A 14,899-nucleotide genomic window follows, 5' to 3' on the forward strand; every position below is an offset into this window, starting at 1 on the left:
GCGCGACGCGGCGCTTACTCGAGCGGCGCGTCGTTCGGCGCCGCGTAGCGCGCCTTGATCACGTCGCTCATCGGGAAGTCGAACGACAGCCCCTTCGGCGGCACCGGCTTCATGAACCATTTGTCGTACAGCGCGTTGATCTCGCCGCTTTTCATCAGCTGCACGAGCACGCCGTCGACGAGCGCCTTGAACTGCGGATCGTCCTTGCGCAGCATGAACCCGTAGGCTTCCGACGATTGCGGCGTGCCGACGAGCTGCCAGTCGGCCGGCTTCGCGGCGAGCTGGCGCACGCCCGCGAGCAGCACGTCGTCCATCATGTACGCGGCCGCGCGGCCCGATTCGAGCGTGAGACGTCCTTCGCCATAGTCCTTCGCGCTGATGATCTGCATGCCCATCTTCTTTTCCTCGTTCATCTTGCGCAGCAGGCGCTCGGACGTCGTGCCCTGGTTCGTCACGACTGTCTTGCCGGCGAGATCGGGGAAGTCGCGGATGCCCGAGCCCGTGCGCGTGAGCAGGCGCGTCGTCGCGACGAAGAAGGTGGTCGAGAACGCGACCTGCGCATGGCGCGCGGCGAGATTGGTCGTCACGCCGCATTCGAGATCGACGGTGCCGTTCTGCACGAGCGGAATGCGGTTCTGCGACGTGACCGGAATGAAGCGCACCTGCAGGTCGGGCTTGCCGGTGCGCGCCTTCACCGCGGCGATCACGCGGTCGCACAGGTCCTGCGAGAAGCCGATGACCTTGCCGCTCGCATCGACATAGGAGAACGGCACCGACGTTTCGCGATGGCCGATCGAAATCAGGTTGGACTGCCGGATCTTCTCGAGCGTGCCGGACAGCGGCTCGGCGGCGATGGACGCGCCGCACGCGAGCACGCACGCGACGACGAGCAAGGGGCGGCCGAGGCGGGCGGCGAATCGTGACGGGAAGGGCATGACGGTCTCCGTAGCGAATGGTGATCCACATGTTGCCAAAGACAAAATAAAAGCAACATATGTTAAATCGCGACCCCGATCGGCCGAGCCGGCGGGGCGTGGCGGACATCAGGGAAACTCCCGAGCCGGAATTATGAAAAACGGGTTGTCTAGACAAGTTCCGATGGCTACACTTCAATCCATTCCGAACTTGTCTAGACAGGATTGCTCACATGATTACGTTGACCCCCGGCCATCTGACCCTCCCGCAACTGCGCCGGATCGCACGCGAATCCGTGCAACTGAAGCTCGACCCGGCCAGCTTCGCGAAGATCGACGCGGGCGCGAAGGCCGTCGCCGACATCGCCGCGAAGGGCGAGCCGGCCTACGGCATCAACACGGGTTTCGGCCGTCTGGCGAGCACCCACATCCCGCACGACCAGCTCGAACTGCTGCAGAAGAACCTGGTGCTGTCGCACGCGGTCGGCGTGGGCGAGCCGATGGCGCGCTCGTCGGTGCGTCTCTTGATGGCGCTGAAGCTGTCGAGCCTCGGCCGCGGCCACTCGGGCATCCGTCGCGAAGTGATGGACGCGCTGATCACGCTGTTCAACGCGGACGTGCTGCCGCTGATCCCGGTGAAGGGTTCGGTCGGCGCCTCGGGCGACCTCGCGCCGCTCGCGCACATGTCGGCCGTGCTGCTCGGCGTCGGCGAAGTGTTCATCCGCGGCGAACGCGCGAGCGCGCTCGACGGTCTGCGTGTCGCCGGCCTCGCGCCGCTGACGCTGCAGGCGAAGGAAGGCCTGGCGCTCCTGAATGGCACGCAGGCATCGACCGCACTCGCGCTCGACAACATGTTCGCGATCGAAGACCTGTACCGCACCGCGCTCGTCGCCGGCGCGCTGTCGGTCGACGCGGCAGCCGGCTCGGTGAAGCCGTTCGACGCGCGCATCCACGAACTGCGCGGCCACCAAGGCCAGATCGACGCGGCCGCGTCGTACCGCGAACTGCTCGAAGGCTCGCCGATCAACCAGTCGCACCGCGACTGCGACAAGGTGCAGGACCCGTACAGCCTGCGCTGCCAGCCGCAGGTGATGGGCGCGTGCCTCGACCAGATGCGTCATGCGGCCAACGTGCTGCTGGTCGAAGCGAACGCCGTGTCGGACAACCCGCTGATCTTCCCGGATACCGGCGAAGTGCTGTCGGGCGGCAACTTCCATGCCGAGCCCGTCGCGTTCGCGGCCGACAACCTCGCGCTCGCCGCGGCGGAAATCGGCGCGCTGGCCGAGCGCCGCATCGCGCTGCTGATCGACGCGACGCTGTCGGGCCTGCCTCCGTTCCTCGTGAAGGACGGCGGCGTGAACTCCGGCTTCATGATCGCGCACGTGACGGCGGCCGCTCTCGCATCGGAGAACAAGACGCTCGCGCACCCGGCGTCGGTCGACTCGCTGCCGACTTCCGCGAACCAGGAAGACCACGTGTCGATGGCGACGTTCGCCGCGCGCAAGCTCGCCGACATCGCGGACAACACGAAGCACATCCTCGCGATCGAACTGCTGGCCGCCGCCCAGGGCGTCGACCTGCGTGCGCCGTACCACACGAGCCCGAAGCTCGCGCCGGTGATGGAGACCATCCGCGGCAAGGTTGCGCACTACGAGCTCGATCACTACTTCGCACCGGACATCGCGGTGATCGCGAAGCTGGTCGGCGAGCGCGCGTTCGCGAAGGTCGCGCCGTTCTCGTTCGCATCGGAACAGTAAGCCGATGAGTGCGCCGGTCTACCAGGAGATCAAGGATTTCATCCTGGGCCGCATTCACGCCGGCGAGTGGGCGGAGGGCGATCAGGTGCCGTCCGAGAACGAACTGGCACGCGAGTTCAAGGTCGCGCGCATGACCGTCAACCGCGCGGTGCGCGAGTTGACGGCCGAGCAGGTGCTCACGCGCATGAAGGGTGCGGGCACCTACGTCGCGCGGCCGAAGTACGAGTCGACGCTGGTCGCGATCCGCAGCATCTCCGAGGAAGTCGGCGCACGCGGGCATGCGTACCGCGCGAGCGTGCTCGGGCTCGACACGATCCGCGCCGACGACGCGCTCGCCGACGAGATGCAGGTGGCCGTGCGCACGAAGCTGTTTCATTCGCAGGTGCTGCACTTCGAGAACGACGAGCCGGTGCAGCTCGAAGAACGATGGGTGAATCCGGCGGTCGCGCCGGATTACGCCGAGCAGGATTTCACGAACACGACGCCGAACCTGTACCTGATGCGCGCGGCGCCGTTGCAGCGCGTCGAGTACCGGATCGAAGCGGCGGCCCCGGCGCCGGAGCGGCGCGAGCAGCTGCGGATGGACGACGTCGAACCGTGTCTGGTTTTACATCGGCGCACCTGGTCGCAGGGCGTCGTCGCCTCGGTGGCGAATTTGTGGCATCCCGGCAGCCGTTATCGCTTCACCGGGCATTTCTGATTCCTTATTGATCTTCCATTTCCTTCGGGAGTAGTCGTCATGAACCATCCGAAACACATCGATCCCCGTCTCGATCCGACGCGCACGATCCGCGCGCCGCGCGGCAGCGAAAAGACCTGCAAGACCTGGCTGGCCGAAGCGGCCTACCGGATGATCCAGAACAACCTCGACCCGGAAGTCGCCGAGCATCCGCATGCGCTCGTCGTGTACGGCGGCATCGGCCGTGCGGCGCGCAACTGGGAATGCTACGACCAGATCCTCGCGTCGCTGAAGGATCTCGAGGAAAACGAAACGCTGCTGATTCAATCGGGCAAGCCGGTCGGCGTGTTCCGCACGCACAAGGATGCGCCGCGCGTGCTGCTCGCGAACTCGAACCTGGTGCCGCACTGGGCGAACTGGGATCACTTCCACGAGCTCGACCGCAAGGGCCTGATGATGTACGGCCAGATGACGGCCGGCAGCTGGATCTACATCGGCAGCCAGGGCATCGTGCAGGGCACCTATGAAACGTTCTTCTCGGTCGCGAACCAGCACTTCAACGGCGATCCGTCGGGCCGCTGGATCCTGACGGGCGGCCTGGGCGGGATGGGCGGCGCGCAGCCGCTCGCCGCGACGATGGCCGGCTTCTCGATGATCGCGGTCGAATGCGACGAGACGCGCATCGACTTCCGCCTGAAGACGCGCTACGTCGACAAGAAGGCGACGACGCTCGACGAAGCGCTCGGCATGATCGACGAAGCGAAGCGTACCGGCAAGCCGGTGTCGATCGGCCTGCTCGGCAACGCGGCCGACGTGTTCGCGGAACTCGTCAAGCGCGGCATCACGCCGGACTGCGTGACCGACCAGACGAGCGCGCACGACCCGATCAACGGCTACCTGCCGCAAGGCTGGACCGTCGCGCAATGGCGCGAGGCGCAGAAGGTCGATCCGCAAAGCATCGTGAAGGTCGCGAAGCAGTCGATGGCCGTCCAGGTGCGCGCGATGCTCGCGTTGCAGGAACGCGGCGCGGCGACGCTCGACTACGGCAACAACATCCGCCAGATGGCGCTGGAAATGGGCGTCGAGAACGCGTTCGACTTCCCGGGCTTCGTGCCGGCCTACATCCGTCCGCTGTTCTGCGAAGGCAAGGGGCCGTTCCGCTGGGTCGCGCTGTCGGGCGATCCGGAAGACATCTACAAGACCGACCAGAAGGTGAAGGAGCTGATCCCCGACGATCCGCACCTGCACAACTGGCTCGACATGGCGCGTGAGCGCATCGCGTTCCAGGGCCTGCCGGCGCGGATCTGCTGGGTCGGCGTGAAGGATCGCTATCGCCTCGGCCAGGCGTTCAACGAGATGGTGAAGAACGGCGAACTGAAGGCGCCGATCGTGATCGGCCGCGACCACCTCGACACGGGTTCGGTCGCGAGCCCGAACCGCGAGACGGAATCGATGAAGGACGGTTCGGACGCGGTCAGCGACTGGCCGCTGCTGAACGCGCTGCTGAACACCGCGGGCGGCGCATCGTGGGTGTCGCTGCACCATGGCGGCGGCGTCGGCATGGGCTTCTCGCAGCACTCGGGCGTCGTGATCGTCGCCGACGGGACGGCCGATGCGCACGAGCGTCTCGGTCGCGTGCTGCTGAACGATCCGGCCACAGGCGTGATGCGCCATGCGGATGCAGGCTACGAACTCGCGCAGCAGACGGCCCGCGAAGCCGGCCTGAAGCTGCCGATGCTCGGCCGCTGAGCATGACGGCGCTCGACCAGGCGCCGGTGAACGCGACGCTGATCCGCGCGGCGGATCTCGTTGCGTCGCCGTGGAAGAACGGCGGCGGCGTGACGCGCGAGATCGGCGCGTTTCCGCCCGGCGCGGCACTCGATGCATTCGCGTGGCGCGTGAGCGTCGCGGACGTCGGCACGGCCGGGCCGTTCTCGCGTTTCGACGGCGTCGACCGCACGCTGGTGCTGCTGTCCGGCGCGGGCATGACGCTCGCCGAAGCGGGCGGCACGCGGCACGTGCTCGACGCACCGCTGGCCCGTGCGGATTTCGCGGGCGAGACGGCGATCGACGCGACGCTGCACGACGGCGCGACGCGCGACTTCAACCTGATGACGCGCCGTTCGGCCGCGCGCGGGTCGGTCGACGTATGGCCCGAGGGCACGCACCGCATCGAGCGCGCCGATACCGTGCTGCTGTTTTGCGCGACCGGCGCGGTCGGTGTCGAGATCGACGGCGCGCACTACGCGCTGCAGGAAATGGACACGCTGCGGCTCGACGGGCCGCGGCGTGCGTTTGACGTCGTCGTGAGCGGAAGCGGCGCGCTGCTTGCCGTATCGCTCGCCGTCGGCGAACGAGACTGAACGCATGAAACCGACTGTCTGGCATCACCTGAGGCTGTGTCCGCACGGCCATCCCGACGAGACGATCGACGACGCGGCGATCGCCGTCGACGAAACCGGCACGATCGCGTGGCTCGGCGCGTTGTCCGCGCTGCCGCACGGTTATGCGCACTGGCGGCGCGAGGACCTGCACGGCGCGTGGGTGACGCCGGGCCTCGTCGACTGCCATACGCACCTCGTGTACGGCGGCACGCGCGCCGACGAATTCGCGCAGCGCCTCGCGGGCGTCAGCTACGAGGAAATCGCGCGGCAGGGCGGCGGGATCGTGTCGACGGTGCGCGCGACGCGCGCGGCCGACGAGACGGCGCTGTTCGTGCAGGCCGCCGCGCGCCTGCAGCCGCTGCTCGCCGAAGGCGTGACCGCGATCGAGATCAAGTCGGGCTACGGGCTCGACCTCGCGAGCGAGCGCAAGATGCTGCGCGTCGCGCGCCAGCTCGGCGAACGCTTCCCGGTCAGCGTCTATACGACCTTCCTCGGCGCGCATGCGTTGCCGCCGGAATACGCGGGCCGCGCGGACGACTACATCGACGAAGTGTGCGACCGGATGCTGCCGACGCTGGCCGACGAAGGGCTCGTCGACGCGGTCGACGTGTTCTGCGAACGCATCGGCTTTTCGCTCGCGCAGACAGAGCGCGTGTTCGAAGCGGCGACGCGCCGCGGGCTGCCGGTGAAGCTGCATGCGGAGCAACTGTCGAATGCGGGCGGCACGGCGCTTGCCGCGCGTTACCGCGCGCTGTCCGCCGACCACCTCGAATTTCTCGACGAAGCCGGCATCGAGGCGATGAAGGCGGCCGGCACGGTCGCCGTGCTGCTGCCCGGCGCGTACTACTTCATCCGCGAAACGCAACTGCCGCCGATCGAGCTGCTGCGCAAGCACGGCGTGCCGATCGCGCTCGCGACCGATCACAACCCGGGCACGTCGCCGCTCGAATCGCTGCTGCTGACGCTGAACATGGGCTGCACGCTGTTCCGCATGACGGTGCCCGAGGTGCTGCAGGGCGTCACCCGCCATGCGGCCGCGGCGCTCGGCCGCGCGGATCGCCACGGCGCGCTCGAGGTCGGTCGCCAGGCCGACTTCGCCGCATGGTCGGTCGGTTCGCTGGCCGAGCTGGCGTACTGGATCGGCCGGCCGCTGTGCGAGCAGGTCGTACGCAGCGGCACGACCGTGTTTCGCAGGATGAACGGATAGTTTTGGCGACGGATCGGGCTCGGTACGTGACGTACCGGATCCGGCCGATGCTTTGCAGGGGACCGGACCCGGCGCGCAACGGCGCATTCCGGTCGATCGCCGCGAGGCCGGCGCCGGTGCGACGCGCTCGCGCCTGCCGGCCGCGGCACCGGGCCGGACGAGATGCTCAAGCGCTCGATCCGGTCGATGAGGACACGCAATGACCGACACCCTGTTGTTCGCGGACCATGCCTACCTGCCCGATGGCTGGCGCCGCAACGTGCTGCTGCGCTGGGACGCGGCCGGCACGCTGATCGACGTGACGCCCGACACCGACGCACCGGCAGGCGTCGCGCGCGCGGCCGGGCCGGTGCTGCCCGGCATGCCGAACCTGCATTCGCACGCGTTCCAGCGCGCGATGGCGGGGCTCACCGAATACCGCGCGAATCCCGCCGACAGTTTCTGGAGCTGGCGCGACCTGATGTACCGCTTCGCGCTGAAGATCACGCCCGACGCGCTCGCGGCGATTGCACGCTGGCTATACGTCGAGATGCTCAAGTGCGGCTACACGTCGGTGTGCGAATTCCACTATGTGCATCACGCGCAGGACGGCTCGCGCTATCCGCGGATCGCGGAGCTCGGCACGCGCGTGGTCGATGCCGCGCGCGCGGCCGGCATCGGCATCACGATGCTGCCCGTGTCGTACCAGTTCGCCGGCTTCGGCAACAAGCCGCCGCGCGACGACCAGCGCCGCTTCATCAACACGCCCGACGGCGTGCTCGAACTGCTCGACGCGATGCGTCGCGCGGCGCCCGAGCATGGCGGGCTGCGCTACGGCGTCGCGCCGCATTCGCTGCGCGCGGTGTCCGAGAGCGGGCTGCGTGTGCTGCTCGACGGGCTGCCCGGCGATGCGCCGGTGCATATCCACATCGCCGAGCAGACGGCCGAAGTCGACGACTGCGTGCGCGCGTACGGCGCACGCCCCGTCCAATGGCTGCTCGACCGTTTCGACGTCGACGCGCGCTGGTGCCTCGTGCACGCGACGCACGTCGATGCGGCCGAGACGGCGGCGCTCGCGAAGCGTCGCGCGGTCGCCGGGCTGTGCCTGACGACCGAAGCGAACCTCGGCGACGGCGTGTTTCCGGCCGTCGACTATCTCGCGCAGGGCGGCGTGATCGGCGTCGGCTCGGACAGCCACGCGTCGGTCGAGTGGCGCTCGGAGCTGCGCCTGCTCGAATACGGGCAGCGGCTCGTGCACCGCGCACGCAACGTGCTGGCGAGCGAGTCGCAGGCGCACGTCGCCGATCGCCTGTTCGATGCGTCGCTCGCGGGCGGGGCGCAGGCAAGCGGGCGACGCATCGGTGCGCTGCGCGCGGGCTGTCGCGCCGACTGGCTCGTGCTCGATCCCGATCATCCGGCGATCGCCGAACACGACAGCACGGCATGGCTGTCGGGCATCGTGTTCGCCGAACATGGCGAGACGCCGGTGCTCGACGTCTACACGGGCGGCGAGCGCGTCGTGAGCGGCCGCCGCCATCGCGACGAAGCCGCCGCGTATGCCGACTATCGCGCCGCGCTGGCGCAACTGCTGCGTTGAACGCGCGGCAACCGGCGCATGCCGCATGCGTGCGCCGGCCGACTCTTACGGTGAGGCGACATGACTGAACAACCGGCTGTATTCACGCTGAAGCAGGGCACGCTGCCGCTGCTGATCTCGATTCCGCATGCAGGCACGCACATCCCCGACGACATCGCCGCGACGATGACGCCCGACGCGCGCTTCGTCGACGATTGCGACTGGCATCTGGAGCGGCTGTACGGCTTCGCGGCCGATCTCGGCGCATCGATCCTCGTGCCGTCGCATGCGCGTTACGTCGTCGACCTGAACCGTCCGCCCGACAACGAGAACCTGTATCCGGGGCAGGACACGACGGGGCTCGTGCCGGTCGATACGTTCGACAAGGCGCCGCTGTATCCGGCCAACGCGCTGCCCGGCAACGACGAGATCATGCGTCGCCGCGACCGTTACTGGGTGCCGTATCACGACGCGCTGCAACGCGAGATCGTGCGCCTGAAGGGCGAACACGGCCGCGTGCTCGTGTGGGAAGCGCATTCGATCCGCTCGCACGTGCCGCGTTTCTTCGACGGCCGCCTGCCGGACTTCAACTTCGGCACGTCGAGCGGCGCGAGTGCGGCGCCCGGGCTCGCGGAGGCGCTCGCCGCGCGCGTGCTCGCGCATGGCGGCTACACGGCCGTCGCGAACGGTCGCTTCAAGGGCGGCTACATCACGCGTCACTATGGCGTGCCCGAGACCGGCGTCGAGGCCGTGCAGCTCGAGCTGTCGCAGATCACCTACATGGAGGAGAAGCGTCCGTACGCATACGACGAAGCGCGTGCAGCGCGGATCGTGCCGCTGCTGCAGACGCTCGTCGAAACGGCGCTCGCACATCGCTGAGCACGGGCCGCATGCATGCGGCAGCGCGGCGGGGCAGTGCGTCTCGCCCCGTCGGCACGGAGCAGGCAAGCCGATGCAACGCACAAAACGGCATCGATCCGCGCGATCGATGCCGTTTTTTTTGTCTGACCGATGGCGTCATCGGCACCTGAAAATTTGACGCAATTTTTAAGTGATATAAGCTGAATGTCAGGAAGTCGTCACGCGCGTACCGGCGGCGGGGCCATCGACGATGGCCGGACTGCGCCGGCATCCGCTGCGAGACATCTTGCTGACGTGTCGCCACGCGGCATAGCGACACGTGTCCTGCCTCCATCAGTCAGTCGAGTACGATCGTGAAAGCCGCCAGCCCTTCGATACGCCGGACGCGAAGTCCGTCGGCGGGCGCGCCGCCTCAGGCCGGGCCGAACCGGCATGCTGGTCGCGGCACGCGCGCCACCCCGTTACGCGAGCCTCGCTTCTTCGCCATTTCCCATCGCGGCCCGCGCCGCTTCAATCTCGCGACCGCGCACCTGTCCAGCGCGGTGCAGTGCGACGGCAGCGCATCGTTGTTGCCCTAGCGTCCGTTTCCGTTTTCGCTTCCGTTCCGGGACGCATCGCCCGTTGTCGCAGCATCCGTGCGGCAGGCGCGCGCTTGCGCCTGCGCCGCGCGATCGCACGCGCGTGCGGCGTACCCGTGAACCTGGATCGTTGCGCGCGCAAGCGTGTCGCGCGCCCTTACCGGAGAGACGTCGATGCGTGAACGCCCGATCGTAGCCGTCACCGCCGACCGCATCCTGCGCGGCGCCCATCCGAACCACACGGCGGGCGAGAAGTACCTCGCCGCCATCGTCGACGGCGCCGGCGCGCTCGCGTTCGTCTTGCCCGCGCTCGGCGCGCGGCAGCCGGCCGACGCGATCGTCGCGGCAATCGACGGGTTGCTGCTGACCGGCAGCTATTCGAACGTCGAACCGCATCATTACGGCGGCGCCGCGAGCGTGCCCGACACGCTGCACGATCCGGCGCGCGATGCGACCGCGTTGCCGCTGATCCGCGCGGCAATCGACGCGGGCGTGCCCGTGCTGGCGATCTGCCGCGGCATGCAGGAGCTGAACGTCGCGTACGGCGGCACGCTGCATCAGCGGCTGCATGCGACGACCGGCTTCGGCGACCATCGCGAACGGCCGGACGATCCGCTCGAACGGCAGTACGGTCCCGCGCACGTCGTGCAGCTCGCACCGGGCGGCCTGCTGCAGCGGATCGCGCGCGGCGCGCACGAGGCGACGGTCAATTCGCTGCACGACCAGGGCCTCGCGCGCCTGGGCGCGGGGCTCGTCGTCGAAGCGAGCGCGCCCGACGGGCTGGTCGAAGCCGTCAGCGTACGCGGCGCGCGTGCGTTCGCGCTGGGCGTGCAGTGGCATCCCGAATGGCGCTACGCGGAGCAGCCGCTGTCGCGCGACATCTTCGCGGCATTCGGCGCGGCATGCCGCGCGCGGATGTCGCATCGCCTTCATGCGGCCGGCGGCGCGACGCCGTCGCCGCCCGCATCCGATATCGACATCGACTAACGAGGCCGATCATGCAACCCGAACTGAGCGAATTCCTGCGACAGCACCGCATCACCGAAGTCGAGGCGATCATTCCCGACATGGCCGGCATCGCGCGCGGCAAGATCATTCCGCGCAACAAGTTCGAATCCGGCGAATCGATGCGCCTGCCGCAGGCCGTGATGGTGCAGACCGTCACCGGCGACTATCCGGAAGACGGCACGCTGACCGGCGTGACCGATCCCGACATGGTGTGCGTGCCCGATCCGTCGACGATCTGCCTGATTCCGTGGGCGGTCGATCCGACCGCGCAGGTGATCCACGACTGCGTGCACTTCGACGGCTCGCCGGTCGAAATCTCGCCGCGCTACGTGCTGCGCCACGTGCTCGACCTGTACGAGGCGAAGGGCTGGAAGCCGGTCGTCGCGCCGGAACTCGAGTTCTATCTGGTCGACATGAACGCCGATCCCGACCTGCCGCTGCGGCCGCCCGTCGGCCGTACGGGGCGGGCGGAAACGGGTCGCCAGTCGTATTCGATCGAGGCCGTCAACGAGTTCGATCCGCTGTTCGAGGACATCTACGAGTACTGCGAAATGCAGGGCCTCGATATCGAGACGCTGATCCATGAAGTCGGCGCCGCGCAGATGGAGATCAACTTCATGCACGGCGACGCGCTATCGCTGGCCGACCAGGTGTTCCTGTTCAAGCGCACGGTGCGCGAGGCCGCCTTGCGTCACAACATGTATGCGACGTTCATGGCCAAGCCGATGGAAAACGAGCCGGGGTCCGCGATGCACATTCATCAGAGCCTCGCGGACATACGCACCGGGCGTAACCTGTTCGCCGACGAAAACGGCGCCGTGTCGCCGCTGTTCCACAGCTATCTGGCCGGGCTGCAGAAGTACACGCCGGCGCTGATGCCGATCTTCGCGCCGTACATCAACTCGTATCGCCGCCTGTCGCGCTTCATGGCCGCGCCGATCAACGTGCAATGGGGCTACGACAACCGTACGGTGGGCTTTCGCATCCCGCAGTCGAGCCCAGTCGCGCGTCGCATCGAGAATCGGATTCCGGGCGTCGACTGCAACCCGTACCTCGCGTTCGCGGCGACGCTCGCGGCCGGCTATCTCGGCATGACGCAACAGCTCGCGCCGACCGAGCCGATCGCATCGGACGGCTACGACCTGCCGTACCAGCTGCCGCGCAACCTCGAGGAAGGCATCTCGCTGATGGCCGCGTGCGAGCCGCTCGCCGGCATCCTCGGCGACAAGTTCGTGAAGGCCTACCTGGCATTGAAGGAAACCGAATACGAAGCGTTCTTCCGCGTGATCAGCTCGTGGGAACGCAGGCATTTGCTGCTGCACGTGTAAGCGTGCGGCGCTGTTTGACGGAGAAAACATGACCGATCGAAACGACGCTTTTCCGCAGTACTCGACTGCCGATTTTCGCACGCTCGACGCCGCGCATCACATTCACCCGTTCTCCGACATGGGCGCGCTCAATCGCGCCGGCAGCCGCGTGATCGTGAAGGCCGACGGCGTCTACCTGTGGGACTCGGACGGCAACAAGGTGATCGACGGGATGGCCGGGCTGTGGTGCGTGAACGTCGGCTACGGCCGCAAGGAACTCGCCGACGCCGCGTATCGCCAGATCCAGGAACTGCCGTTCTACAACACGTTCTTCAAGACGACGCACCCGCCGGTGATCGAACTGTCGGCGATGCTCGCGGAAGTGACGCCCGCCGGCTTCAACCACTTCTTCTATTGCAACAGCGGCTCGGAAGGCAACGACACCGTGCTGCGACTCGTCCATCAGTACTGGCGCGTGCAGGGCAAGCCGCAGAAGAAGTACGTGATCTCGCGCAAGAACGGCTATCACGGCTCGACGATCGCCGGCGGCACGCTCGGCGGGATGGGCTACATGCACGAGCAGATGCCGTCGAAAGTCGAGCACATCGTGCATATCGATCAGCCGTATTTCTTCGGCGAAGCGCAGCCGGGCGAGACGCCGGAAGCGTTCGGCCTCGCACGCGCGCAGCAGCTCGAAGCGAAGATCCTCGAACTCGGCGCGGAGAACGTCGCGGCATTCATCGGCGAGCCGTTCCAGGGCGCGGGCGGCGTGATCTTCCCGCCGTCGACGTACTGGCCGGAAATCCAGCGGATCTGCCGCAAGTACGACATTCTGCTCGTCGCCGATGAAGTGATCGGCGGGTTCGGGCGCACCGGCGAATGGTTCGCGCACCAGCACTTCGGCTTCGAGCCGGACCTGATCACGATGGCGAAGGGCCTGACGTCGGGCTATGTGCCGATGGGCGCGGTGGGCATTCATGAGCGCGTCGCGCGCCCGATCATCGACAACGGCGAATTCAATCACGGCCTCACGTACTCCGGCCATCCGGTGGCGGCGGCCGTCGCGGTCGCGAACCTGAAGCTGCTGCGCGACGAGGGGATCGTCGAGCGCGTGAAGACCGATATCGGGCCGTATTTCCAGCGCCGGCTGCGCGATGCGCTGGGCGACCATCCGATCGTCGGGGAGATCGCGGGGAGCGGGTTGGTTGCTGGCGTTCAGCTTGCGCGCGATCGTGAGCGGCGCGAGCGGTTCGATGCGAGTGTCGATATCGGCACGATCTGCCGCGACTTCTGCTTCAACGGCAACCTGATCATGCGCGCGACCGGCGACCGGATGCTGCTGTCGCCGCCGCTCGTGATCCGCGAGGCGGAGGTCGACGAGATCGTCGACAAGGCGAAGCGCGCATTCGATGCGACGGCGGAGCGGGTGGGGGGCGTGCGGTAAGCACCGCACGCTGAGTGCGGAAGGCGCGGCGTCGAATGACGCGGCGCCCGTATTGCGCCGGACACGCGTGCCGCCAAAACGAAAAGGGCCTGCATCGTGAGACGCAGGCCCTTGAATTCTTTGGTGGGCGGTACTGGGATCGAACCAGTGACCCCTGCCGTGTGAAGGCAGTGCTCTACCGCTGAGCTAACCGCCCAAAGAAGAATCAAATTATGTCAGAGCTTTTGGGGTTCGTAAAGCCCTTTCTGCAAATTTTTTCAAATGCCCGCAAGCACCGGTTCGCAGGCCGCGTGTTCAGCCCGCGAGCGCCGGCAGCGCGTCGATCGATGCGCGCACGTAGCCGGCAAAGCGCAGCGCGACCGGTTCGGCGGTGCCGCTGCGTTTCAGCGCGAGCGTGCGCGATTCGAGCGACGCGTCCTTCAGCGGCAAGAACGCGAGCCGGTCGCTTTTCGCCTGCTGCAGCACGCGCGGCACCAGCGCGATACCCATCCCGAACTCGATCATCGACAGGATCGTCTGCCACAGCCGCGCCTCGTGACGGATCAGCGGGCTGAACCCGGCGTTCACGCACTGCGCGATGATCAGGTCGTGATAGTGCGGCGCGGCGTCGCGCGGAAACAGGATGAACGGTTCCGCGGCCAGCGAGGCGAGCGCGACCTGCCTGCGCCGCGCGAGCGGATGCGCGGCCGGCAGGCAGCACACGAACGGCTCCGCATAGACGAGCACCGATTCGACGTCGGGCGGGAAGCGGCCCCAGTGCGCATAGCCGAGATCGATCTGGCCGCGCTGGATCGCCTGCACCTGCGCGTGCGTGTTCATCTCGCTCAGCACGACCTCGACGCCCGGATAGTCGGCCTCGAAGCGCCGCACCGCATCGGGCAGCCCGCGATACAGCATCGAGTGGACGAAGCCGATCCGCAGCCGGCCCGCGAGGCCGGACGCGGAGCGCACCGTCAGGCGCTCGGCTTCGGCCGCCTGCAGCAGCAGCCGGCGCGCTTCGCCGAGCAGCACCTCGCCCGCGTTGGTCAGCGCGACGGTCTTGTTGGTGCGCGAGAAGAGCTGCACGCCGAGCGCGTCCTCGAACTTGCGGATGTCGAAACTCAGCGCCGGCTGCGAGATGAACAGGCGCTTCGCCGCGCGCCCGAAGTGCAGCTCCTCGGCGACCGCCACGAAGTAGCGCAACTGCCTCAGTTCCACGGTGTCTC

12 protein-coding genes and 1 tRNA gene are annotated in these 14,899 nt (G+C 67.6%); 10 read left to right on the forward strand and 3 right to left on the reverse strand.

Going from position 1 to position 14,899, the window contains the following annotated elements; all coding sequences use genetic code 11:
• Positions 1-14: 14 nt before the first annotated feature.
• Positions 15-935, reverse strand: a complete 921-nt coding sequence (locus HWX55_RS28495) for a glutamate/aspartate ABC transporter substrate-binding protein (protein ID WP_175978151.1) — start codon at positions 933-935, stop codon at positions 15-17.
• Positions 936-1,147: 212 nt separating this feature from the next.
• Between HWX55_RS28495 and hutH the strand changes: the two genes are divergently transcribed.
• The 10 genes from hutH (at position 1,148) to HWX55_RS28545 (ending at position 13,694) form a co-directional block, all read left to right on the forward strand.
• Positions 1,148-2,671 carry a histidine ammonia-lyase gene (hutH, locus tag HWX55_RS28500; protein WP_175978152.1) on the forward strand — a complete coding sequence of 508 codons (1,524 nt, stop codon included), beginning with the start codon at positions 1,148-1,150 and terminating at the stop codon, positions 2,669-2,671.
• A gap of 4 nt (positions 2,672-2,675) precedes the next feature.
• Positions 2,676-3,371, forward strand: a complete 696-nt coding sequence (gene hutC / locus HWX55_RS28505; protein ID WP_050017987.1) for a histidine utilization repressor — start codon at positions 2,676-2,678, stop codon at positions 3,369-3,371.
• Positions 3,372-3,410: 39 nt separating this feature from the next.
• On the forward strand, positions 3,411-5,099 hold the full coding sequence (gene hutU / locus HWX55_RS28510; RefSeq protein WP_175978153.1) for a urocanate hydratase: 1,689 nt from the start codon (positions 3,411-3,413) through the stop codon (positions 5,097-5,099).
• Positions 5,100-5,101: 2 nt separating this feature from the next.
• Positions 5,102-5,713, forward strand: coding sequence for a HutD family protein (locus HWX55_RS28515; protein ID WP_175978154.1), 612 nt, complete (start codon positions 5,102-5,104; stop codon positions 5,711-5,713).
• A gap of 4 nt (positions 5,714-5,717) precedes the next feature.
• Positions 5,718-6,941 (forward strand): imidazolonepropionase, encoded by a 1,224-nt coding sequence (gene hutI, locus HWX55_RS28520; protein ID WP_175978155.1) that lies wholly within the window; start codon positions 5,718-5,720, stop codon positions 6,939-6,941.
• Positions 6,942-7,140: 199 nt separating this feature from the next.
• The gene (locus tag HWX55_RS28525; RefSeq protein ID WP_175978156.1) at positions 7,141-8,517 is read left to right on the forward strand and encodes a formimidoylglutamate deiminase; all 1,377 of its coding nucleotides are present in this window, start codon (positions 7,141-7,143) and stop codon (positions 8,515-8,517) included.
• Between the two features lie 60 nt (positions 8,518-8,577).
• Positions 8,578-9,375 carry an N-formylglutamate deformylase gene (gene hutG, locus HWX55_RS28530; RefSeq protein ID WP_175978157.1) on the forward strand — a complete coding sequence of 266 codons (798 nt, stop codon included), beginning with the start codon at positions 8,578-8,580 and terminating at the stop codon, positions 9,373-9,375.
• Between the two features lie 734 nt (positions 9,376-10,109).
• Positions 10,110-10,922 carry a gamma-glutamyl-gamma-aminobutyrate hydrolase family protein gene (locus HWX55_RS28535; RefSeq protein WP_175978158.1) on the forward strand — a complete coding sequence of 271 codons (813 nt, stop codon included), beginning with the start codon at positions 10,110-10,112 and terminating at the stop codon, positions 10,920-10,922.
• Positions 10,923-10,933: 11 nt separating this feature from the next.
• Complete coding sequence (locus tag HWX55_RS28540) at positions 10,934-12,271, forward strand: glutamine synthetase family protein (RefSeq protein WP_050017981.1); 1,338 nt, start codon at positions 10,934-10,936, stop codon at positions 12,269-12,271.
• A gap of 28 nt (positions 12,272-12,299) precedes the next feature.
• Positions 12,300-13,694, forward strand: coding sequence for an aspartate aminotransferase family protein (locus HWX55_RS28545; RefSeq protein WP_175978159.1), 1,395 nt, complete (start codon positions 12,300-12,302; stop codon positions 13,692-13,694).
• A 121-nt stretch (positions 13,695-13,815) separates the two neighbouring features.
• On the opposite strand, the gene HWX55_RS28550 is transcribed toward HWX55_RS28545, so the two are convergent.
• Both HWX55_RS28550 and HWX55_RS28555 read right to left on the reverse strand, forming a co-directional pair.
• A tRNA-Val gene (locus tag HWX55_RS28550) sits at positions 13,816-13,890 on the reverse strand.
• Between the two features lie 98 nt (positions 13,891-13,988).
• The gene (locus HWX55_RS28555; RefSeq protein ID WP_175978160.1) at positions 13,989-14,891 is read right to left on the reverse strand and encodes a LysR family transcriptional regulator; all 903 of its coding nucleotides are present in this window, start codon (positions 14,889-14,891) and stop codon (positions 13,989-13,991) included.
• Between the last annotated feature and the right edge of the window lie 8 nt (positions 14,892-14,899).

It is taken from the genome of Burkholderia sp. BCC1047 (genome assembly GCF_902833155.1).
GTDB classification, from domain to species: domain Bacteria; phylum Pseudomonadota; class Gammaproteobacteria; order Burkholderiales; family Burkholderiaceae; genus Burkholderia; species Burkholderia sola.

Coding starts and splice junctions, on each gene's coding strand:
- hutH (WP_175978152.1), top strand. CDS start 1,148: ATGATTACGTTGACCCCCGGCCATCTGACCCTCCCGCAACTGCGCCGG.
- hutI (WP_175978155.1), top strand. CDS start 5,718: ATGAAACCGACTGTCTGGCATCACCTGAGGCTGTGTCCGCACGGCCAT.
- HWX55_RS28535 (WP_175978158.1), top strand. CDS start 10,110: ATGCGTGAACGCCCGATCGTAGCCGTCACCGCCGACCGCATCCTGCGC.
- HWX55_RS28540 (WP_050017981.1), top strand. CDS start 10,934: ATGCAACCCGAACTGAGCGAATTCCTGCGACAGCACCGCATCACCGAA.
- hutC (WP_050017987.1), top strand. CDS start 2,676: ATGAGTGCGCCGGTCTACCAGGAGATCAAGGATTTCATCCTGGGCCGC.
- hutU (WP_175978153.1), top strand. CDS start 3,411: ATGAACCATCCGAAACACATCGATCCCCGTCTCGATCCGACGCGCACG.
- HWX55_RS28495 (WP_175978151.1), bottom strand. CDS start 935: ATGCCCTTCCCGTCACGATTCGCCGCCCGCCTCGGCCGCCCCTTGCTC.
- HWX55_RS28545 (WP_175978159.1), top strand. CDS start 12,300: ATGACCGATCGAAACGACGCTTTTCCGCAGTACTCGACTGCCGATTTT.
- HWX55_RS28515 (WP_175978154.1), top strand. CDS start 5,102: ATGACGGCGCTCGACCAGGCGCCGGTGAACGCGACGCTGATCCGCGCG.
- HWX55_RS28525 (WP_175978156.1), top strand. CDS start 7,141: ATGACCGACACCCTGTTGTTCGCGGACCATGCCTACCTGCCCGATGGC.
- hutG (WP_175978157.1), top strand. CDS start 8,578: ATGACTGAACAACCGGCTGTATTCACGCTGAAGCAGGGCACGCTGCCG.